Genomic DNA, 20,411 nt, shown 5'->3' on the forward strand with positions numbered 1-20,411 from the left:
ACCTTTACCCGTATTCGTTTTTATGTCAAAATAATTAGACAGAGGTGCTGCATGGCTAAAGTTATAATGTACAAGAAAAATCCGTGTCCGTACTGTGATCGTGCAATCACTTTCATGAACAACAAAGGTATGAAGTACGAGGTCATTGATTTGACCGACAAACCTGAGGAAATTGATCGTATCAAGAATGAAACGGGCTGGAGAACAGTGCCAATCATCCTGATCAACGGAAAGTTGATCGGCGGTTATACGGATCTAAAAGCTCTGGATGAAGAGGGAAAACTGGATCAACTCTTAAAGGAGTAGTTTGATCGACATGATGACCGAAACTGCAATTAACAGGGGCTTGATTAAACGAGTCCCTTTTTTTATGACCAGATGAGAGCCAATTCTGGCTCCGATAAATTGTCCCAATCCCATCGTTAATCCCACCGACCAGACAATTTTCCCGCCGACTAAAAAAACAAACAACGCCGTGATGTTAGAGACAAAATTCAAAACTTTGCTGTGGGCGGTGGCTTTGGACAAATTAAAACCTAAAAGGCTTACAAATGCCAAGGCCCAGAATGATCCCGTGCCCGGGCCAAAAAATCCGTCATAGAATCCAATCAATGTTCCCATGGCGATTGAAAAAACAGCGTAGGGGAGTCGTTGATGTTGATCGACATCACCCAGGCGCGGTGAAAGACTAAAGTAAACCGCAAAGCCCATCAACATGAACGGAATGGCTTTTCCTAAAAAGGATCCATCAATGTTCTGAATCAAAAAAGTTCCCAGGGCGCTACCCAGGAATGTAAATAGAATCAGCGCTTTCATTTTTCTGATATCAAATGTTTTTCGTCGGAAGTGATAGAATGCCGCAGAAAAACTGCCAAAGGTGCTTTGCAGTTTATTGGTGCCCAAAGCCATCGCCGGGGGGAGGCCTGCACTAAGTAAAGCCGGCACCGTAATCAAACCGCCACCACCGGCAATCGAATCAACCGTGCCAGCGATAACTCCGACTGCAAACAAAATGAAATAGGTGTGGGGGGCAAGATCCATCATCGAACCTGACGTTATCTGAATCTCGTCCCACAGGAAAGTTTATTGTGAATTTAAAATTGAGATTTTCTCTCTAAAACATACAGATAAGTGCCAGGGCCAAAGTCATCGCCTCCGCCGGTGCAGATGCGAATGTCTTCATCGACATAGGTGTTTGCAAGGAACCCTTTTTTACCAATGGGACCTGGTGTTGGGACAGCATCGTATTCTCCGACTTCGGCACGCATCGCAAGCATATAGGACTCTGTTCCGGTTGCCACCCATCCTGGAGCGCCGACGGATTTTGTAAATTCGATATTCAATTTGCCGACATCGATTTCAAATTTTCCGCGCAAAAATCCCATGCTTTCCGCGCCAGCGATTCTATTTTTCGCAACATTCCAGTAATAGCCATCCGGAAAAACCACCTGGAAAACTGCACTACCAAGGGCACCTCCCGATCCGGGTGGTCCACCACCGGGACCATCAGCCCAAACTTGCTGCCAAGCGCCGACCACTTGCGAAAGTTTTTCGGTCTCGGTTCTGGCAGGGACTAATGTCACCAACTCATTTACCAGGGGATCCAATTTTGCGCGAACCGTAGGGTCGTTGTCGTCGCCATCATATTCACCTTGTGCTGTCCGACTGATATCCAAGATCTGTTGTTTAAGTTCAGCGATGCGATCTTTGTCGTCTTGAGCGAGGGTGGTTGATGTGTACCCGAAGGATAGGGTCATCAAGATTGCCGGAAGAAAGTGTCTCATTTTCATACGTCGTACCTCCCAAACACGAGTATGAACTCGCAGTTTAGGCGCGCGAAGTGCAGTTAAAGTGTTTTAACACAAAGACGAACAAAAAGGGGGTGGTCTGGGTTTCGTAAATCAGCAATTTTCCTATGAGAATCTCTATATTTCAGCTCGCGAATTGCCGATCAATATTGTAGTCAAAAACTGCGCAAGGAATTTGGATTGCAAGTGCGTATTTACATAATGATATTCCTACTTCTGTTCGTATCACATTCGTGGGCCCAATCCACTGTGGGTGTGCTCTCTGCGTGCATGCGAGAAAATTGTTCCCCGCAGTCTTCCAACAGTATTCTTAGTCAATTTGCAAATCAGTGTGCGATCGAAAGCAAAGCTTTGAAGTGCGACGAGCTTGTCAAAGAAGACAGCAAACTTGCGGGATTGATTCGTAAGTGTGAAGTAGTGGATCTGTGTGCGCAGGCCGAAGGCGGTACCGCCTTCGAAGAGACGAAGGCGTGTCTTCGGGGTTATACGAACTCATTGATTGATATGGGTCTTGCCATCAAAGACATGGTCGTCGGTGTCGGCAATCAGATTGATGCCGCTTGGGAAAAAGTTAAAGCGGACGAAAAACTTCGCTCCGAATTTATATCGCAATGTAATCAGTCTCTTGCTTGTAAAAAAGACTTGGTGAAAGAAGACCCTCGTTACGCTTCGATGGCTGATGAGGACCTGGAGAAGATTTCCGCGACGGCGCTTTTCGTGCAAGTTCAGGATCGCAAAGCCTATTTGCAAAGCATCAGCAGAAGTGTTCCGAATACCAAACCGCCGGAAGCCCATCCCAAAGATTCTGAAATCAGCGCTGAACAAAAAGCCAAGCTTTTAGATCTGGCAGCGGTGATCAAGGCAAAGCTTAAAAAGGAATACCACAAATTCAATTGCTATAAGCCTGAAGCTCAGGCCGAAATGGCCTGTTATGCGGTTGGGCAGGTTTTGGATCCGTTGATGCTTGCAGGTGCGGCCTTTAAGGGTGCTCGCGTGCTGAACGCTCTGGGGAAGGCGAACTCTGAGGGCTCAACGACTTTCCTATTACTGGAGAAGTTGGAAAAAGCTGCGGTTGTGACCCGTAACGGTTTTATAACCAAATATGTGGACTATAACCCAACCACGGTCGCGCAGAATGAAAAGTTCATCGCTCTGGCTGAAAAAGGCAAAGATGCCAAAGCTTACTTCGTGAATATCGAAAACAGTCAGATGAAGTATCTGAATGACACACTCAAGAATAAAAATCTGGTGACCAGTTTGACGAATTACCACAAGGAGCTGGTGCTGGATCGGATGAAGGAACTGCAAAAAGAGTTTCCGGATTTGAAAATCTCTGAATACTCCGATTTCAAGTCTTTGCGTTTTGCCTTTGAAGGAAAAATGCCGGCGGATCTTGAGAAAAGAATTCAGGCGATCTTCAAGGACTCCAATGATGAGTTTGTGAAATACGTCACCGAAAACAAATTGCTGCGCAAAACCGATTCGCCAGAAACCTACTTCCGTGCCGGAGTGGGGGACACCGCAGACGAAGCTGGTATTGCCTCCCGCTGGGCTCGTAAAGGTGAGCCAGGGGAGCTTGCCACTTACAACAACTCATCCCTGAAGTCGGAGCTTTCAGCAAAAATCAGTTCAGTTGAAAAGGATCGCGTTTCACTCCGCAATCAATTGAAAGACACTAAAATGCTGGACGGAGAAACGTTCCAGCCGGAAGTTTTTGATATTGTCCGGAAGAATCAAGGGGACTCAGAGAAAATCAATTCGGCGCTGATGACACGCTACCGTGTGCGAAATCTGAGTGACCAAACCCTGACTGAACTGCAGCGTTATGTGAAAACCAGTGATGAGTTTTCGCCTGGGCTGATGGTGGCTAAAAGGGAAAATGCAAATTTGAACGACGCCGTCCAGGGCGGTTTTACGATGGACTTCGTGGGTCTGGGGGCCTCAAACATGAAAGGCACGGCAGAGGCTTTGGCCAAGTCCAAAGATCTTGACGGTGTTTTGCATGAAGCGCGTTCGGCGGAAAAGGCCGTGACCGAAGCCGTCAACAAGCAAAAGCAATTCTTCACGAAAGTTGTGACCGAGAGCGTGGAAAAGGGAAAACTGCAGTCCATCTGTTCCGGGGATGACTGTGTCGCTGTGGCGACGGCTCCTTTGTCTGAGCGGGAAAAGCTAAAAGTGCTGAATCGGGTGGCTGACAGCAGATATGCGGCTAAAATGCGTTTTGCCTTCGTGAACGATGGTGTGAAGTCTTCGGAAGTCAGAAACACTCTCAGTACTCACGGGGAGTCCATTGAAAAACTTTTGCGAAAGAACCTGAGTGCTTCGATGAAATCCCATAAGTTGGAAGGTCTCACTTTTGGTGTGGATATGCGCACGACCTCGCTTAATGAGGGCTCCGTAAAGCTTTTGATGGGGCAAAGCCAGGACGTCTATTTGACAAAGTCTGAGCAGGCTCGCATCAAAGAGATCTTTAAGCAGACGGTCCAGGAATTCAATAAAACTGCTTATAAAAAGTCATTCCCACCTCGTTACGAGGCCGTTCCTTAATTCTTCAACAATTGTTTTATACACTTAACATGTGGCTGCAATCAGGGCGAGAAGTTTGACTTCTCCTCTGATTCCGGAGCTAATTGTATTTTGAGAAAGAGGACACCATGCCTTTTTATAGAAAGTGTATAATTCTCTTAACCGCAACAACCTGGACGGTGTTGGCACAGGCGCAGCAATCCCTGACTTTTTCGCAGGCGCTGGATATGGTTAAAAAGAACAATTCCGATCTGCAGTATTCAGAGGAAATATTTAAGGCCAGCGAATACAATATTCGCAGCAATCAAAGTGGATACTATCCACAGCTTTCAGCGGGACTGGGCTACGCGCAATCAGGGACCTCAGAGGATACCTTCTCCACGAGTTCCGGTGGGGCTTACTCATCAACAGTCAGTGCCTCTCAAAATCTGTTTCGCGGTTTCTCAGATTCAGCAAAAGTCGATCAGGCCCGCGGACAATCGCGCGTGGCAGAGGCTTCCTTGCGCACCACGCGCTCCCAAGTGAGTTATGATTTGAAGGCCGCCTATGCGTCGGCAATTTACGCACGGGATTCCATAAAAATCTCTGAGGACATTGTGAAGCGCCGTAACGACAACTTGCGTATTGTGCAACTGCGCTTTGAAAGTGGTCGCGAAAACAAAGGCTCGTTGCTTTTGTCACAGGCAAACTTCAAGCAGGCACAATTGGACAGGCAGAAAGCAAATAATGCCCAAGAGACCAGCCAGGCTGATCTTAAAAAGGTTATTGGACTTGATACAGAGGAAACGGTCACTATTGGCGAGGATATCCCCTTGCGTGAGCCGACAGGTAAAGAGCCTGATTTCAAATCCATCGCAACATCCACTCCAGATCGCCAGACTTATGAAGCACAAGTCGATGTCAGCGAGGCATCTTTAAAAAACACGCGATCAGGATTTTTTCCAAGCCTTGATGTGTCGGCTTCAATCGGTGATTACGGTCAAAGCTTTTATCCAAACACTCAGGATCGATGGGCCCTGGGGGCCACGTTCACTTTGCCGTTGTTTAATGGCGGTCGTGATTACTATGCGACAAAAAGCTCGGCCTCTCAGCTTTATGCGGCAAAAAGTAGTCTTGCCGGAATTGATCGCACTCTTCTATCCACGTTGAAAAAGGCCTATACGACTTACGTTGAATCTGTATCGCAGCTGGCGGTGAATGATGCGTTTGTGCAGGCGGCAAGAACGCGTGCTGATATTGCCCGGGCCAAATACAATAACGGTCTGATGTCCTTCGAAGACTGGGATAATATTGAAACGGACCTGATCACAAAAACCAAACAGTATTTAAGCTCTAAAAGAGACCGTATCGTTGCCGAGGCAGCATGGGAAAGAGCGCAAGGCGTGGGAGCACTGCTATGAAGAACTTGTTTAAGAAAAAACTCACGTGGGCCATTTTGACAGTTATCGTGATTGGTGTCGGCAGCTATTATGCCTGGGATCAAAACCGGAAGAATGAAGTCACCTATAGTAAATTTCCGCTGACGATGGGAAGCATCGAAGTCACGATCCTGGCAACGGGAACTGTGCAGCCGGAAAACAGACTGGAAATCAAAGCACCCGTAGCCGGGCGCATGGACAAGGTTCTGGTGAAGGAAGGTCAGAAGGTTTTCCGTGGGCAGGTCATCGCCATGATGAGCTCCACCGAGCGTGCGGCGATGCTGGATGCCGCCCGCGCCAAAGGTGCCGAGGAAGTGAAACGCTGGGAAGAGCTTTATCTTGCAACACCGATCATGGCGCCTATTTCCGGAACGATCATTCTTAGAAATGTCGAGCAGGGGCAGACCTTCACAACCACGGATGCGATTTTCACTATGTCCGACCGCTTAACCGTAAAGGCCCAGGTGGATGAAACCGATATTTCGCAAATCAGACTGAAAGAAAAAGCTGAGATCGTATTGGATGCCTATCCCGGTGAAAAGATCCAGGCGACAGCGGATCAGATCGCATTTGATTCAAAGACTGTAAACAGCGTGACGACTTACATTGTGGATGCTTTGCCCGATGGTAAACCACCCGAGTTCATGCGCAGTGGAATGACCGCGAATGTGACTTTCTATGTGAAAAATAAAAAAGACATTCTGGTCGTCGCAAGCGAAGCCCTGCGAGTGCAAAATGGTCTGACTTATTTAAATTTGCAAGGTCCTGATGGAAAGCCTGTTAATCAGGAAGTGAAAGTGGGAATCACCGATGGGCGCCAGACGGAAATTCTGGAAGGTGCCAAAGATGGTGATGTGGCCCTGGTGCAGGACGTGAAACTTTCAGATTCAAAACAGGGTGGCTCAAATCCGTTTTCGCCATTTGGCAATCGTGGGCAAAGCAAAAAAAGATCCGGGCCACCTAAATAGTTGATCGAGAGAACAAGATGATTGAAATCAGCGGCATCAAAAAATCATACAAAATGGGCGACAATATTGTTGAAGCCTTGCGCGATGTCACACTGACTATCGAGGACGGTGATTTTGTCGCGATCATGGGGCCGTCGGGTTCCGGTAAGTCTACTTTGATGCATATTCTGGGGCTTTTGGATGTTCCGACATCGGGATCCTATAAGCTGCATGGCCGGGAGGTTTCCAAACTTTCCGAAGATGAGCTGGCGATTTTGCGCCGGGATGAAATCGGATTTATCTTTCAACAGTTCAATTTATTGCCACGTATGCCAGCATGGCAGAACGTTTCCTTGCCACTTCTGTATTCTGAAAAGAAATTTGATCAGGACAAGGCGCAAAGTCTGCTTGAACAAGTGGGCTTGGGCACTCGCGGGGACCACAAGTCCAACGAACTCTCAGGAGGGCAGCAACAGCGTGTGGCTATCGCGCGCTCATTGATCAACTCACCGAAAATTATTTTTGCCGATGAACCGACGGGGAATCTTGATTCCAAAAGCGAAAAAGAGATCATGGGGATCTTAAAGTCCCTCAATGCCCAGGGTATTACAATCGTGATCGTCACCCATGAGGAAGAAATCGGGGAGCAGGCCAATCGCCTGATTCGCATGCGTGATGGTGTCGTGCAAAGTGACGAGCGTAAAGCACCCCTCGAGCAGCAGCGAACCAATAATCAATCGAATCAGTCATTAGATTCAGAATTTCATTTCGGTGAAATGATTGAGCACTTTCATCAGGGCTGGAAAACTCTTGCCGCCAACAAAGTCCGTTCAGGACTTTCCATGCTGGGGATTTTGATTGGGGTGGCGGCAGTGGTGACAATGCTGGCCTTGGGGAAAGGGGCCCAGCAGTCTATTGAAAAACAACTGTCCTCGATGGGTTCAAATTTACTGATTCTGCGAGCGGGGAATGTCCGAGTCGCCGGTGTGGCCCAGGAGTCGGGAGTCCGCATTCGCATTACGACCGATGATGTGTCAGCGTTGAAGGAGCAGATTCCGGCCATTAAAAATATTGTACCGAATATTTATACGCGGGCGCAGGTGACATATCTAAATAAGAACTGGAATACGCAGATTCAGGGTGTTTCATCGTCTTTTGTGGAAGTCAGAAACTCTGAGCCCACCGTGGGACGATTTTTCTCGGACGCTGAAAATCAGCGACGGGCAACAGTGGCGGTCCTTGGTAAATCAGTGGCCCGGGAGCTTTTTGGTGAGCAATCGCCTTTGGGCGAAATGGTCAAAATTAATCGAATCAACTTCACGGTGATTGGTTTACTTCCGGAAAAAGGGGGCCAAGGTCCCAGCGATCAGGATGATCGCATCGTGATCCCGGTAATGACGGCAATGTATCGCATGGTTGGAAAAAACTATGTTGATTCTGTCGACATTGAAGTTTCACAAAAAGAATTGATCGATCAAACCCAGGACTCGGTCAAAGAAGTTCTGAATTCGCGCCATCGCATTCCTATTTCACAGCAGGAAGACTCGTTCCAAATTTTTAACATGTCGGATTTGCAGCAGGCCATCGAACAAAGCAGTAAAACTATGTCGATGCTATTAAGCTCCATCGCTGCGATTTCACTTTTAGTCGGAGGTATCGGCATCATGAACATCATGCTGGTCTCTGTAACCGAAAGAACCCGCGAAATTGGTCTGCGCAAAGCTATCGGTGGTCGCAAGGTCGATATCCTGATGCAATTCTTAGCTGAGTCGGTCGTTGTTTCCGTAATCGGTGGATTATTGGGGATTGCGCTGGCCTGGGGAGTGACTCAAGCCTTGGCCAAAGCAATGGGCTGGCCGATGTCGATCAGTCTCGACTCCGTCGGTCTTTCCTTCTTCTTTTCGGCCTTCATCGGAATCGTCTTCGGACTTTACCCAGCCAAAAAAGCCTCGGAACTGCATCCCATCGATGCCCTCCGCTACGAATAGGAAAAGGTGCCAGGTCCTAGTTCTTATTGCCGCGCAATAAGAACTAGGACCTGGCACCTATTACGTCGTTACTTTTAAAAGTTCGGAGTGAAACTCTTGGGGCTTTTTTAGGATTTTGATTTGGTCGAAGACTTGTTTGGCTTCGCCATTTTTCAAGGACAAAGCTTTCAACCACTGTTTGGTGCGGGATACAGCGAAGTAGTCGTTGATGTAGTCGGTGCTTGCCGCAAAGAATTGTGGCAATAGCGGTTTGGTGCGCTCCCAGTTCATTTCTTCAACGGATTCTTGTTTCAGACTTTGTTTGATCTGTTTAAAAATAAACGGATTGCTCATCACTCCGCGACCGATCATGTAGTCGTCGCATTGAGTGACTTCCACACAGCGGTGGAAATCATGAACATTCCAGATTTCGCCGTTAGCGATAATTTTGATTTTGGTTTTTTCTTTAATGCGCGGGATCCACTCCCAATAAGCCGGTGGTTTGTAGCCATCGGTTTTGGTACGGCAGTGGATGGTCAGCCAAGTGGCGTTTGCAGCCTCGACCGCTTGCGCGATGTCGATACACTTGGTTGGATCATCAAAGCCCAAACGGATTTTTGCTGTGACCGGAATATGAGCAGGGACGGCCTTACGAACAGTGTCGACGATGGTGTGAACACGGTCGCAGGATTTCAACAACGAAGCACCACCATCATGACGGTTCACGGTTTTCGCTGGGCAGCCGAAATTCAAGTCGATTCCTAATGCTCCCAACTTTGCAGCGCGTTCCGCATTCATCGCCAATGGCTCAGCATGCCCACCCAAAAGCTGCACGAACACCGGAGTTCCTGCACGCGTGCGGGAACCGGTGCGAAGCTCGGGGCAGTTTTTTAGAAACACGCTCTCAGGATGCAAGCGATCCGTGACACGCAAAAATTCCGTCACGCACTGATCCACGCTACCGATCTGGGTCAGAGTATCCCTCATCACCCAATCGACAACACCTTCCATCGGAGCCAGGAACAACTTCATAAACTACATTCCGCCCATTTTCTTAACAATGTCGAAGTGCTTTTTATCCACCGGTTGTACCGACAGACGTGAGCCTTTCGCCAAAACCAGCATCTCTGCCAACTTCTCATTGTCGCGCAGGTCTTGCAGGCTGACTAATTCCGGGAACTTTTGCACATACTCAACCTGAGTGCAGAACCAGACAGGTTTTTCTTTGGAAGCCTTCGGCTCAAAGTATTCAGATTTTTTATCGAACTGGGCTTTGTCAGGTTCAGCCACGTGAGAAATACGCGCCAGACCCGCTACACCTGGAGGTGTTGCATTAGAGTGATAAAACAAAACCATGTCTCCGACTTGCATGTCTTTTTGCATGAAGTTGCGTGCCTGGTAGTTGCGAACACCTTCCCACCAAGTAGTAGAGTCTTTTTTCAGCTGATCGATGGAGTACACATCGGGCTCAGATTTCATCAGCCAGTATTTCATTTCTTTTCTTCCTTCACTTTGCCGGATTTAAAGAACCACACGCCAGCTTGCTTGCGGAAAGTGGAAACTTCGTGATGAACATAGTCTTCATCATCAACGGAATAGAAGGCTTTGAACTCGACCGTGCCTTTGTTGGCTTTTTCTTCAGCATTTACGATTTCAAGCTTTAGGAATTTTGCAACGTCAGCCCATTCCTGATTGGCTTCATCATCGATATCGCCCAAAGATTGGGGATCCGTTGTATCGCGCAAGTATTGCATTTGATTTTTCGCAAACGCCGCATAACGAGAACGCATCAAGGCCTCAGCCGTTGGCGCCGTCTCTTTGCCAGAGTGATAAATACCACAACATTCAGAATAATTTTTTTCGCTACCGCATGGACATTTCATAGGCTCGCAACCTAACACACCGCACCCCCGAAAGGCACTCTCGAAAGGTACGCCGTACCTATCCGAAACGCAGCGCGTTTCAGATAGGTACGGCGTACCTTTTCGTGCTTAGGGGGCGTAGAATTTTTTCATAGTGAGGTGCATATGCAAAGATGGGCTCTGATTACAGGGGCAACGGCGGGTATTGGTTGGGCGACGGCGGAGGCTTTGGCTGCGCAGAGCTACTCCTTAATTATCACCGGTCGTCGCTTTGAGCGTTTGGCTGAACTGGAAGCTACTTTGCTGAAAAAGTTCCCGCAAATCAAAGTCATCAAAGCCAGTTTTGACGTCTCGGACCGCTTTGAAGTGAGTGAGTTTATGAAAGCTCACGACAAGGATCTGCAGCTCGTGGATGTTCTGGTGAACAACGCGGGACTGGCTAAGGGCACCGACAAAATGCAGGACGGATCCTTGGATGATTGGGAAACTATGATCGACACCAATATCAAAGGTTTGCTGTTCATCACTCGCGGAATTATCGGGCACATGGTGAAACGCAACTCCGGTCATATCGTGAATCTGGGATCGGTCGCAGGTCGCTGGACTTATCCGGGTGGTGGAGTTTACTGCGCCACAAAATTCGCAGTGCGTGCATTGTCTGAAGGGCTGCGCATGGATTTGCTGGGTACAAAAATCCGCATTACCAATATTGAGCCTGGCATGGTGAATTCAGAATTTTCGATGGTCCGCTTTGAAGATCAGCAAAAAGCCGACAAAGTTTATGAGGGCATGACGCCATTGGATCCCAAAGATATTGCGGACACTATCGCGTGGTGCGTGGCGCGCCCCGCTCATGTGAACATACAAGAACTTGTGATTTACCCAACAGAGCAAGCCCATGTTGGAATGGTTTCCAGGAGGTCGTGAATGAGTTTCCGTACAGAGAAAGACACAATGGGAGACGTACAGGTTCCGGCAGATAAATTCTGGGGAGCTCAAACGCAAAGATCCACTGAAAATTTCAAAATCGGCGGCGACAGATTTCCTCGGGAAATGATTCGTGCCTTGGGTATCTTGAAAAAAAGTGCCGCGCTGACGAATCAAAAGCTGGGAATTCTGGATGCGAAAAAAGCCGACATGATCGTGAAGGCCGCGGATGAAGTGATCTCTGGAAAATTGGATGCTCATTTTCCTTTGGTGGTGTGGCAGACGGGTTCTGGCACGCAAACCAATATGAATGCCAACGAAGTCATCGCCAACCGTGCGATGGACATGATGGGCGTCAAACTTCCCTCCAAAGATATTCATCCCAACGATGATGTGAACAAAGGGCAGTCTTCGAATGACACTTTTCCAACGGCGATGCATATCGCTGTGGGCGAGCAGATTCATCACCGCCTGATTCCGATGATGGAAAAATTGTATTTGGCTCTTTCTGAAAAACAGAAAGAGTTTAATGACATCGTAAAAATCGGGCGGACGCACTTGATGGATGCGACACCCCTGACTCTGGGGCAGGAGTTTTCCGGCTACGCGACACAAATGAAGCATGGAGTTCACAGAATCAAGAACACCTTGCCACATCTGCATGAGCTGGCTTTGGGTGGCACGGCCGTGGGAACTGGTTTGAACACTCATCCAAAGTTTGCAGTGGAAGCGGCGGCGGAAATCGCACGCGAAACAAAACTGCCATTTGTGACTGCTGAGAATAAGTTTGAAGCGTTGGCCAGTCATGATGCTTTGGTGGAGGTCAGTGGAGCATTGAACACGATCGCGGTTTCATTGATGAAAATCGCCAACGACATTCGCTTGCTGGGATCTGGACCTCGTTGTGGGATTGGTGAAATTCACCTGCCAGAAAATGAACCAGGGAGCTCGATCATGCCCGGAAAAGTAAATCCCACTCAATGTGAAGCCATGACCATGGTCTGTGCTCAAGTGATGGGGAATCATGTGGCGGTGACGGTCGGTGGGGCGACGGGACATTTCGAGTTGAATGTCTTTAAGCCGGTGATTGTGTTTAACGTGCTAAACTCAATACGTTTGATCTCAGACGCGTGCGAGTCGTTTGTTGATCATTGTGTGTCGGGAATTGAGGCAAATAAGGCGCAAATCAAAAAACATCTCGATAATTCTTTGATGTTAGTGACTGCATTGAACCCGAAGATCGGTTATGATAACGCAGCAAAAATAGCTAAGACTGCCCATAAAAACGGCACTACGCTGCGTGAAGAATCCATAAATCTTGGACTCCTCAGCGGCGAGGAATTTGATAAACTGGTCAGACCAGAGACAATGGTTGGAGTAAGTACTTGATTAATGAGTTATTGCAAAAAGCGAAGTGGTTGAACAACGAGGATATTCGTCCTTACGTTTTCGTGCGTGAAGAAAACGAAATTGCTCAACCCGGTTCCTTCCATAAGTTGGACTGGTTTAAGCAAAATCCCATCTTTAAAAATCCTCTGGATATCACCGAAATTGCTTTTGCAGATCGCATTTACTCCATTGAAGAGCGTGCCTTTGGGCCTTCCAATATGGCGATGCCTCGCTGGGTGTTTTATGACTGTGCTGTGATGCCGGGCTTTGTGGCAGGTTTCGCTGCTCGTCCCAAGGTGCTTTCCAAGCTGGTTCGCGAGGTTTTGGATCCAAAAAAATACCCTGCGTCACTAAGTCCGATCAAAACTTCCAAGGTTTTAAAGGAAATTGAATCCCTGGACGAGATGGATTGGGTACCACTTTCTTTGTTCATCATTATCCCAACCATGCATAAAGGGGAGTGGGTCGCCCACAATCTTTGTTCGGTTAATTCGTTATTACCGAAGGAAGAGCAGTTTTACGGCCTTGGATTCCTCTCGAAGGCCTTTGGTTTGTGGTATGCCAATGTCGAACAGTGCTCTGGAATGACTCAATGGGGCAGCCCAGCATTGAAGCTCCATTCGCATTACGGACATTTAGAGGTGATTGGGGCTTACGCTCCGGTGCATTCTCATGCTAAAACTATAACTTACCGTGTTCAGGTCAATACTCATTGTTGGGAGAAATTCTTTAACAAAGAGGACGATCTGGCTTTCTTGGAACATTATGGCCCGACAGGGACGTTCATTGATCCGAAGAACGAAGACAGCATGTTGGATTTCCAACAACGCATCGAACGCGCGGAAGGTCCTTTCTTTTTAAGTGCGGGAGAAATCGCGCAGAAAAAGCTTGAGGACAAGCTAATGATTTATCAATTGAAACAACAATACTAGATAGGAAGAGTACAATGACGATGAACACTTTACCCCCAGTCGCTAAATCCTTTTTTGCGTTCTGTAAAAAATGTGATGCTGATAGATACCATGTAGTTTTGGCGCACACATCAGCGACTTCGGCGAAAATTAAGTGTGAAATCTGTGGTTCACAAAAGACTTATTCTCTTCCAAAAGCTCAGACTAAAACCGGTAAACCGTTGACGGGTGCTGCAGCTAAAAAACGTGAGCAAACTATGAACTCACGCAAATCTTCCCACAAAAACGAATACGAAATGTTGATGTCCAACGATGGTGCCGCGACTTCAAACTACAACATGAAGGGCAAGTTCGAAAAAAACACGAAGCTTTCCCATCCTAAGTTCGGTTTGGGTTTCATCAAAGATGCAGCTTCCGATAAAATCGAAGTTGTGTTCGAAGATGAGGTTCGTACACTTATCCACAACAGACAGTAATTACTGCCTGTGAAATAGGCTGTAGCTGCGGATTTGCGGCTTACGCTTAACATTAAAGATTGATTAGCGTCGTACGAAAGTGCGACGCTTTTGTTTTGTGGCCCCTAAGGGGCCCTTCTTGTAAAAAGACGACAGACTGGATTTCATGGATTGGTTGAAGGGGTTGAACCCTGAACAGCAAAAGGCTGTTAAACATAACTTCGGTCCCTTGCTGATTCTGGCAGGGGCGGGTTCCGGCAAAACGACGGTGTTGGTTTCACGCACAGGGAGAATGATCTCTGAGCGTGTGGCACAATCATCGGAGATCTGCGTTTTGACCTTCACCAATAAAGCCGCGCGCGAATTAAAACATCGTGTGAAAGCAAAACTGGGTGGAGCGGGTGACGGCCTGTGGGCGGGAACGTTCCACTCCTTCGGGCTTCAAATCCTGCGCCGTTTTCACAAGCACGCGGGACTTTCCCCGCATTTTGGTATCGTCGATCAGACAGACTGCAATGCGGTTTTGAAAGAGCTGATTAAGAACATCGCAAACTCCGGCAAAGACAAATTCGACATCGACAAAATTCTTTCCATGATTAACGATCGCCGTACGGGTGCCGCACACACGCACGAAGGTTTCGATGAATATCACGAGATGGTCGAAGTCTTAGCTCCGAAGTTTGAAAAGCGCCTGGAACATCTGGGTGTAGTCGACTTCGAAGGTTTGCTGATTAAGCCCTTACAGCTTTTCAAAAATCATCCGGAAATCTTAGAAAAAGTGCAAAGCCAGTTTTCGCAAGTGATGGTCGACGAGTTTCAAGACACCAATCGCATGCAGATGGATCTGATCCAGCAAATCGTAAAACCTCACAGCAACATCACTGTGGTGGGGGACGATGACCAGTCGATTTACGGCTGGCGCGGGGCTGAAATCAAAAACATTTTGAATTTCCCGCATGAGCACAAAAAATGCGAAGTGATTATGCTTGAGCGTAATTACCGCTCGTCAGGTGAAATCCTGGCGGTGGCCAACGCCGCAATTTCTAAAAATAAAAACCGCCATGGTAAAGTTTTAAGAGCTGAAGCTGCGAAGTCGACAGGTGTATTGCCTGAAGTTTTCATTCTGGAGCGTGAAGAAGACGAATGTGAATTCGTGGTTCAGGAAATTCAGCACTTTCAAAAAGAGGGCTATAAGCTTAAGGACTTTGCGGTTCTTTACCGGTCAAACACGCAAGGTGGCTTGATCGAGGCCTCCCTTCGTCGTGCGAATATTCCTTATACAATTTCCGGTGGCACTTCGATCTTTGACCGTAAAGAGATCAAAGACATCATGGCGTACTTAAAGCAGTCTTTCTCTCCGAATGAAGTTTCCCTTCGTCGTATCATCAATGTGCCGTCTCGCGGAGTCGGTGACACGACCATTGAAAAACTAACTGAGTTTTCACAAAAACGCCGCGTAAGTTTCCTGGACGCCTGCCGTCTGTGGAAAGACGCCGAAATTCCGGAAAAAACCGGGGAGGCGATCGAAGATCTTTTGGGCTTTATCGAGTATCTTCCAACGCACATCTTGGATTTCAACGTGGGCTCATCGCCGGGTGGCAAGATGGTCGAACTATTTGATCAACTGGGCTACAAAGAGTACGTCATGAACACCGCTGCGGATCCAGCTTCGGCTGAAAAGAAGTGGGTGGTTGTGGAAATCCTGGGACGCATTCTGGATGCTTACCTGGGCCGTCGTGCGCACGAAGTGGAATACATCAAATCGTTCGTCGATTCGATGATGCTTCGTGAAGATCACAACGAAGAAGAAGATCAAAACAAAGTTCAGCTAATGACCTTGCATGCCTCAAAAGGTTTGGAATTCCCAGTCGTAATCTTGGCGGGGATTGAAGAAGACCTTTTGCCGCACAAAAACCTCGGCTCCGATATCGACGAAGAACGTCGTTTGTTTTACGTGGGTGTGACTCGTGCAAAAAACAGATTGGTCATGTCACGCTGTCAGCAGCGCAAAAAAAATGGCGTCGTTCGTCCGTCAGTTCCTTCCAGATTCCTGTTGGAAATTCCCACAGAACTTTATAAGGAATATCCACTCGGGGCTCGCCCCGTAACCGGCCAGGATCGTGATGATCTGGTCGCAAGTTTCCTGTCAAAACTAGATTCAAAGATTGGAAAGTAATTTGTGCCAGGTCCTATTTACGGAAGCACCGCTTCCGTAAATAGGACCTGGCACCTAAAACTCGCGCGGCGCCTCAAATGTGTGTTCTTTGCCGTCGATAGAAATCTTAAGCTTTCCCGCATGCAGGAACATGCGGTCGGTTTTATAGATCTCGGCAATGCGCTTGTTAAACTTAGGGTCCCCATAGCGGGTGTCGCCCAGGATGGCGTGTTTGGCAATCGCACTGTGCTTGCGGATCTGATGTTGGCGGCCCGTATACAGGCGCACTTCGATCAGAGAAGTGTATTGATCAGACTTAATAACTTTAAAATCTGTGCGCGCTTCCACGCGGTCTTTTGCCAAGCCTTGGGGATTTACACGGCCCTCGGCTTTGTCTGAAATCGGCGTGTTCCAGTGTTGCCACTCCTCACTGATGGGCATCGAGCCGCGTAGCAGGGCATAATAATATTTTTCGCAAGTGCGCGCTTGAAACTGCTCGGCCAGTTGTTTTGCCATGCGAGTGTTTAAGGCGATCAGCAAAATGCCGCTGGTTTCTTTATCCAGGCGGTGCACGGGATGAATTCCCTCAAAGCTTCCAGGAATCAGTTGCTTTTCCAGGAGGTGGCAAACGTCGCGAGGGTCGTTGTGGACGGAAATTCCGGGAGGCTTGTTGATGACCAGCCATCCTTCACCACGGGTTACGATTTCAAGATGGTTCATGCTTCGCAGTCCTTCAGGATACTTTCGATTTCTGCCGGGCTTAGGTTTTTCGTGCACAGTTCGGAATTGAAAATCTTTTGTTCAAATCTGGAAATTGCAAATTTGCGAGTGGAGGCTAAGACCACCATATTAAAGAAAAATCCCACCCAACTCATAAACGCAAACAGAGTGCCCATAATATAAAGACTTGTCTTAAAAGCCTCGGCATCTTTTTGATGGGAGTCATCGTTCAGTGGCAGAATGCGTCCTTGGCTTTCACACCAGTACTTTTGCACAGAGGAAAGATTTTTTTGAAGTTGTTGAAATGCAGCGCTTTTGACTTTTTTCTGATGAAACCAGTAATGCGCACCGGTGGTTGCCAGTGAGGGAATGATCCCAACGATGTAACTTGCTGCCATTTCGGGAGCCATGGTTGTTCCTTTTGAAAAACCGATCATAAAGATGTCCTGATTGTACTGGTTGTTTCTGATTCTTGGCAAGATCACCCCCATAATCTCGAGACCAGGGCCTTGAGGTTTTAAAATAGTTGCAGGGGGTGAGGATGAATGCCGAAATCAAAGAATTCCTGGATTTTTTGGAAACAGAAAATGATCTCGATTATGGTGACTTCAAACGTACTGTGGATTTGCGCCTGAATCGCCTTATGGAAAGCTTAAGGCCACTCAATCGCGAGCAGATGTTTCGCTTAGCCAAGCTGCGCGAAGAGCTTTTATGGATGTATAACGACGATATCGACGAGATGAAGGCGCATCTGATGGAAGAAGCCGCTAGACTGGATACCCAAAGGCCCAGTTGGTCAGGCGACGCGCCCGCTCAATTGTGATGGGACTTCCCATTTGGCCCGGATCAGCGTTACGCTTTAGGTATGTCAGTGGAGGGACCTATGTCCAAGAAGCAGCAAAAATCTCATGGTAAACACTCTCACGCCAGCAAATCACATGCGAGCGATTCCGACGTGGAATTTGATTCTGCGGTTGATACTGAAATCGAAACGGCGATGAATGAGGTGGAAGAGATTTCCACGACTTCCGCTAAATCCTCCTCTGATGAAATCAATACGGAGGCGCAAAACGAAGGTGTCTCCGCACATCCTCACGCGACCGGTCCGGACAGTGGAACCTTCAATGCCGGCTCGGCGGATGATCAATTGGCTCCGGAGGAAATGGCCTACGAAGGCGGACCTGCGGGAGAGGAAGAAAAACCTCATGTGGAGTTTTACGGCTCTGAGATCATCCGTCAAAAAGCACCGAAGGTGATGGAAATTGCCGACACGGTGGTTGATGAGTGGAAAAAAGATGGCAGCTTTGACTCACTTCCAGTGGGGCATCCTTTGGCTGCCATGGCGGCAGGGCGTGCTCTGCGCAAAGCCAAGGACGTGGAAAAGAAGCTTGAGGAAAAAGGTGTCTTTGTCATGGCGAAAATGGGCATGGACTACATCAAGTCTGAAATCGAAAAACGTCGTAAACAGTAGTCGTGTTGCATGAATCGTGAAGCACGTATTTTTTCGGCTCTAACGTCAGCGTTAACACCTTCGACTCTGGAAATCGAAAACGAAAGTCATATGCACTCGGGGCCTGCCAGTGAAACACACTACAAGGTCCTGATTGTGTCTGCGCTGTTCGAAGGGAAGTCCCGTATTGATAGACAGCGCCTGGTGAATGACGCTCTAAAAACCGAATTCAATCAGGGACTTCACGCCCTGACTCAAAAAGCCCTGACTCCGGCTGAGTTTGAAGTGCAAAAAGAGGCTTTGAACTTTATTTCCCCAGAGTGTCGCGGCGGATCCAAGAGACTGCCTAAATCATGAAGTTTTTGCTGGGGCTTATCTTATGTGCGGGAGTTGTTGCGGAAGCTGCCATCAAGGAAAGTAAAGTCCTGCGTGTCGGAGCGATCAACTCTCCACCCCATGTGACGGATTTACAAACGAATCCTCCTCAGGGTGCGTTTATCGAATTTTTCAGTAAAAAGATTCTGCCAGATGTCCTAATCAAGCATCACTACAAGGTCGAATGGAATGTGTCGCCGTTGAAGCGTCAGTTTCGTGACTTGGAAGTGGGGCAGTTGGATTTGCTGTTGATGGTGGTGCGCACGCCGGAGCGCGAGAAGATCTATGATTACTCGGAGCAACCTCTCGTCAGAGAACAGCCGGCCATGGTGGTCCGTAAAAGTCTCTTCAAAAACCATGCGGCCGTCTCAATAAAAGAGTTCTCGGGGAAAACCGTTGGTCTGGTGACCGGGGCTTTGATCCCTGAATTTTTTAAAAAGTATCACATCGATTATATCACGGTTGCCGGAGATGATGCTGGTGCCAGAATACCGAATCTGGTTGAAACCCAGCGCATAGATGGCGCTTTTATTTATTTGAAATCAATTGCTGACGGCGTGACGCAAAAGTATAAAAACGACAATCTGAAAAGTTTGATCATTTACGATGTGCCGGCCTATTCCATGTACATCGCTTACGGCAAAAAAGTACCTGCTAACATTCGCAATGATATCGATGCGCAGCTCGCTCTGCATTTAAAAGAATATAAATTTAAGTAGCTTTTCGGGCCCAGATGAAAACCCTTTTAAACGGATAAAAGAAGGGTTTATCGTCAGGCAGAATTTGGAACAAGCGCGACTGGTATTCCTGAAGAAAATCCGCGTAGTCTGTTTTCGACATATGTTTTTCAAAATATGTCAGCATCGAGCCACGGACCCATTCGATGACGCCTTCTCGGGTTGGCAGGATATGACCATAGACTTTTAATTCCACCCGTTGTTCCTGAAATCCCAGTTTATATATCAGATTCGCATATTCTTCGACAGTGAGCATGGTTTTAGGCTTGTCATAAGTGTGACCGCCTAAGGCTTTTTTCCAATGTTCTTCGTGGCTCATTGCTTGGGATAGAACGTGGGTCGGATAATCATGGTTCATCGGCATTTGCACGGCCAGCTGTCCCCCTGGGCGCAGGGAGCGGTGCAAGCGTTGAAAAAGATCGCGATGTCCCGGGCTCCATTGGAGTGCCGCATTTGAAACAATCAAGTCGTAAGCATCCGGTTTTTCCCAAACATCGATATCGCCTTGCAGGAAGTTTAAGTCAGCACTGCTAAAGGATTTGGTTTTAGCCAGCATTTCTCCAGAAGAATCCATGCCTGTAGTTTGCTGGGGTTTGAAGCGATCATGCATGATGCGCGTCAGTTCGCCGGTACCACAGCCTAAATCAATGGCCTCTTTGAATGTGTCTGGTTTGATAAAATCCAATAGATCAAAAAAAGGCTGAGAGCGTTCGTTTTTAAACTTTTCGTATTGATTTGGGTTCCAAGTTCCACTCATACCGTGA

22 protein-coding genes are annotated in these 20,411 nt (G+C 47.7%); 14 read left to right on the plus strand and 8 right to left on the minus strand.

The window, feature by feature from the left end:
- Nucleotides 1–51 precede the first annotated feature (51 nt).
- A complete protein-coding gene (locus ACLVWR_RS12165) occupies nt 52–306 on the plus strand; it encodes a glutaredoxin domain-containing protein (RefSeq protein ID WP_340596366.1) in 255 nt (84 codons plus the stop codon).
- On the opposite strand, the gene ACLVWR_RS12170 is transcribed toward ACLVWR_RS12165, so the two are convergent.
- Both ACLVWR_RS12170 and ACLVWR_RS12175 read right to left on the minus strand, forming a co-directional pair.
- On the minus strand, nt 295–1,041 hold the full coding sequence (locus ACLVWR_RS12170) for a TSUP family transporter (RefSeq protein WP_413583502.1): 747 nt from the start codon (nt 1,039–1,041) through the stop codon (nt 295–297). The genes ACLVWR_RS12165 and ACLVWR_RS12170 overlap by 12 nt on opposite strands.
- Nucleotides 1,042–1,094: 53 nt before the next feature.
- The gene (locus tag ACLVWR_RS12175) at nt 1,095–1,790 is read right to left on the minus strand and encodes a PAP/fibrillin family protein (protein ID WP_413580923.1); all 696 of its coding nucleotides are present in this window, start codon (nt 1,788–1,790) and stop codon (nt 1,095–1,097) included.
- Between the two features lie 219 nt (nt 1,791–2,009).
- On the opposite strand from ACLVWR_RS12175, the gene ACLVWR_RS12180 reads away from it, so the two are divergent.
- The 4 genes from ACLVWR_RS12180 to ACLVWR_RS12195 all read left to right on the plus strand — a co-directional run bounded on the left by ACLVWR_RS12180 (nt 2,010) and on the right by ACLVWR_RS12195 (nt 8,687).
- Complete coding sequence (locus ACLVWR_RS12180) at nt 2,010–4,355, plus strand: hypothetical protein (protein ID WP_413580924.1); 2,346 nt, start codon at nt 2,010–2,012, stop codon at nt 4,353–4,355.
- A gap of 107 nt (nt 4,356–4,462) precedes the next feature.
- Nucleotides 4,463–5,734: a TolC family protein gene (locus ACLVWR_RS12185; protein ID WP_413580925.1), complete on the plus strand. Its 1,272-nt coding sequence runs from the start codon at nt 4,463–4,465 to the stop codon at nt 5,732–5,734.
- A complete protein-coding gene (locus ACLVWR_RS12190; protein ID WP_413580926.1) occupies nt 5,731–6,720 on the plus strand; it encodes an efflux RND transporter periplasmic adaptor subunit in 990 nt (329 codons plus the stop codon). The genes ACLVWR_RS12185 and ACLVWR_RS12190 overlap by 4 nt, the downstream gene beginning before the upstream one ends.
- A 17-nt stretch (nt 6,721–6,737) precedes the next feature.
- Nucleotides 6,738–8,687, plus strand: coding sequence for an ABC transporter permease (locus ACLVWR_RS12195; protein ID WP_413580927.1), 1,950 nt, complete (start codon nt 6,738–6,740; stop codon nt 8,685–8,687).
- 60 nt (nt 8,688–8,747) lie between these two features.
- Here the strand turns inward: ACLVWR_RS12195 and ACLVWR_RS12200 are convergent, their stop codons facing one another.
- The 3 genes from ACLVWR_RS12200 to ACLVWR_RS12210 are packed head-to-tail and all read right to left on the minus strand — an operon-like array spanning nt 8,748 to nt 10,549.
- A complete protein-coding gene (locus ACLVWR_RS12200; RefSeq protein WP_413580928.1) occupies nt 8,748–9,698 on the minus strand; it encodes a tRNA dihydrouridine synthase in 951 nt (316 codons plus the stop codon).
- Between the two features lie 3 nt (nt 9,699–9,701).
- Nucleotides 9,702–10,160: an EVE domain-containing protein gene (locus ACLVWR_RS12205; protein WP_413580929.1), complete on the minus strand. Its 459-nt coding sequence runs from the start codon at nt 10,158–10,160 to the stop codon at nt 9,702–9,704.
- A complete protein-coding gene (locus tag ACLVWR_RS12210; protein WP_340596374.1) occupies nt 10,157–10,549 on the minus strand; it encodes a YchJ family protein in 393 nt (130 codons plus the stop codon). Before ACLVWR_RS12210 ends, ACLVWR_RS12205 begins: the two co-directional genes overlap by 4 nt.
- Nucleotides 10,550–10,693: 144 nt before the next feature.
- Between ACLVWR_RS12210 and ACLVWR_RS12215 the strand changes: the two genes are divergently transcribed.
- The 5 genes from ACLVWR_RS12215 to ACLVWR_RS12235 all read left to right on the plus strand — a co-directional run bounded on the left by ACLVWR_RS12215 (nt 10,694) and on the right by ACLVWR_RS12235 (nt 16,386).
- Nucleotides 10,694–11,455, plus strand: a complete 762-nt coding sequence (locus tag ACLVWR_RS12215) for an SDR family NAD(P)-dependent oxidoreductase (protein ID WP_413580930.1) — start codon at nt 10,694–10,696, stop codon at nt 11,453–11,455.
- Nucleotides 11,456–12,844, plus strand: a complete 1,389-nt coding sequence (gene fumC / locus ACLVWR_RS12220) for a class II fumarate hydratase (RefSeq protein ID WP_413580931.1) — start codon at nt 11,456–11,458, stop codon at nt 12,842–12,844.
- Nucleotides 12,841–13,776 (plus strand): hypothetical protein, encoded by a 936-nt coding sequence (locus tag ACLVWR_RS12225; protein WP_413580932.1) that lies wholly within the window; start codon nt 12,841–12,843, stop codon nt 13,774–13,776. The genes fumC and ACLVWR_RS12225 overlap by 4 nt, the downstream gene beginning before the upstream one ends.
- Before the next feature lie 20 nt (nt 13,777–13,796).
- Nucleotides 13,797–14,231: a hypothetical protein gene (locus ACLVWR_RS12230; protein WP_413580933.1), complete on the plus strand. Its 435-nt coding sequence runs from the start codon at nt 13,797–13,799 to the stop codon at nt 14,229–14,231.
- A gap of 145 nt (nt 14,232–14,376) precedes the next feature.
- Nucleotides 14,377–16,386 carry an ATP-dependent helicase gene (locus ACLVWR_RS12235; protein ID WP_413580934.1) on the plus strand — a complete coding sequence of 670 codons (2,010 nt, stop codon included), beginning with the start codon at nt 14,377–14,379 and terminating at the stop codon, nt 16,384–16,386.
- Between the two features lie 54 nt (nt 16,387–16,440).
- Here the strand turns inward: ACLVWR_RS12235 and ACLVWR_RS12240 are convergent, their stop codons facing one another.
- Together ACLVWR_RS12240 and ACLVWR_RS12245 are read right to left on the minus strand one after the other, a co-directional pair.
- Nucleotides 16,441–17,085: an RluA family pseudouridine synthase gene (locus ACLVWR_RS12240; protein WP_413580935.1), complete on the minus strand. Its 645-nt coding sequence runs from the start codon at nt 17,083–17,085 to the stop codon at nt 16,441–16,443.
- A complete protein-coding gene (locus ACLVWR_RS12245) occupies nt 17,082–17,564 on the minus strand; it encodes a hypothetical protein (protein WP_413580936.1) in 483 nt (160 codons plus the stop codon). The genes ACLVWR_RS12240 and ACLVWR_RS12245 overlap by 4 nt, the downstream gene beginning before the upstream one ends.
- Before the next feature lie 62 nt (nt 17,565–17,626).
- Here ACLVWR_RS12245 and ACLVWR_RS12250 point away from each other — a divergent pair, with 62 nt between their 5' ends.
- From ACLVWR_RS12250 to ACLVWR_RS12265, 4 genes are read left to right on the plus strand one after another with little or no spacing between them, the layout of a single operon-like run.
- Entirely contained in the window at nt 17,627–17,908 is a 282-nt protein-coding gene (locus ACLVWR_RS12250; protein ID WP_413580937.1) for a hypothetical protein, read from the plus strand.
- Nucleotides 17,909–17,968: 60 nt separating this feature from the next.
- The gene (locus ACLVWR_RS12255) at nt 17,969–18,556 is read left to right on the plus strand and encodes a hypothetical protein (RefSeq protein WP_413580938.1); all 588 of its coding nucleotides are present in this window, start codon (nt 17,969–17,971) and stop codon (nt 18,554–18,556) included.
- Nucleotides 18,557–18,565: 9 nt separating this feature from the next.
- The gene (locus ACLVWR_RS12260) at nt 18,566–18,892 is read left to right on the plus strand and encodes a BolA family protein (RefSeq protein WP_413580939.1); all 327 of its coding nucleotides are present in this window, start codon (nt 18,566–18,568) and stop codon (nt 18,890–18,892) included.
- Nucleotides 18,889–19,629, plus strand: coding sequence for a substrate-binding periplasmic protein (locus ACLVWR_RS12265; protein WP_413580940.1), 741 nt, complete (start codon nt 18,889–18,891; stop codon nt 19,627–19,629). The genes ACLVWR_RS12260 and ACLVWR_RS12265 overlap by 4 nt, the downstream gene beginning before the upstream one ends.
- Here the strand turns inward: ACLVWR_RS12265 and ACLVWR_RS12270 are convergent.
- Nucleotides 19,622–20,404, minus strand: a complete 783-nt coding sequence (locus ACLVWR_RS12270) for a methyltransferase domain-containing protein (protein ID WP_413580941.1) — start codon at nt 20,402–20,404, stop codon at nt 19,622–19,624. The two genes, ACLVWR_RS12265 and ACLVWR_RS12270, sit on opposite strands and share 8 nt — an antisense overlap.
- Nucleotides 20,405–20,411: the final 7 nt, after the last annotated feature.

This window comes from Bdellovibrio sp. HCB288, assembly GCF_047305935.1.
Lineage (GTDB): Bacteria > Bdellovibrionota > Bdellovibrionia > Bdellovibrionales > Bdellovibrionaceae > Bdellovibrio.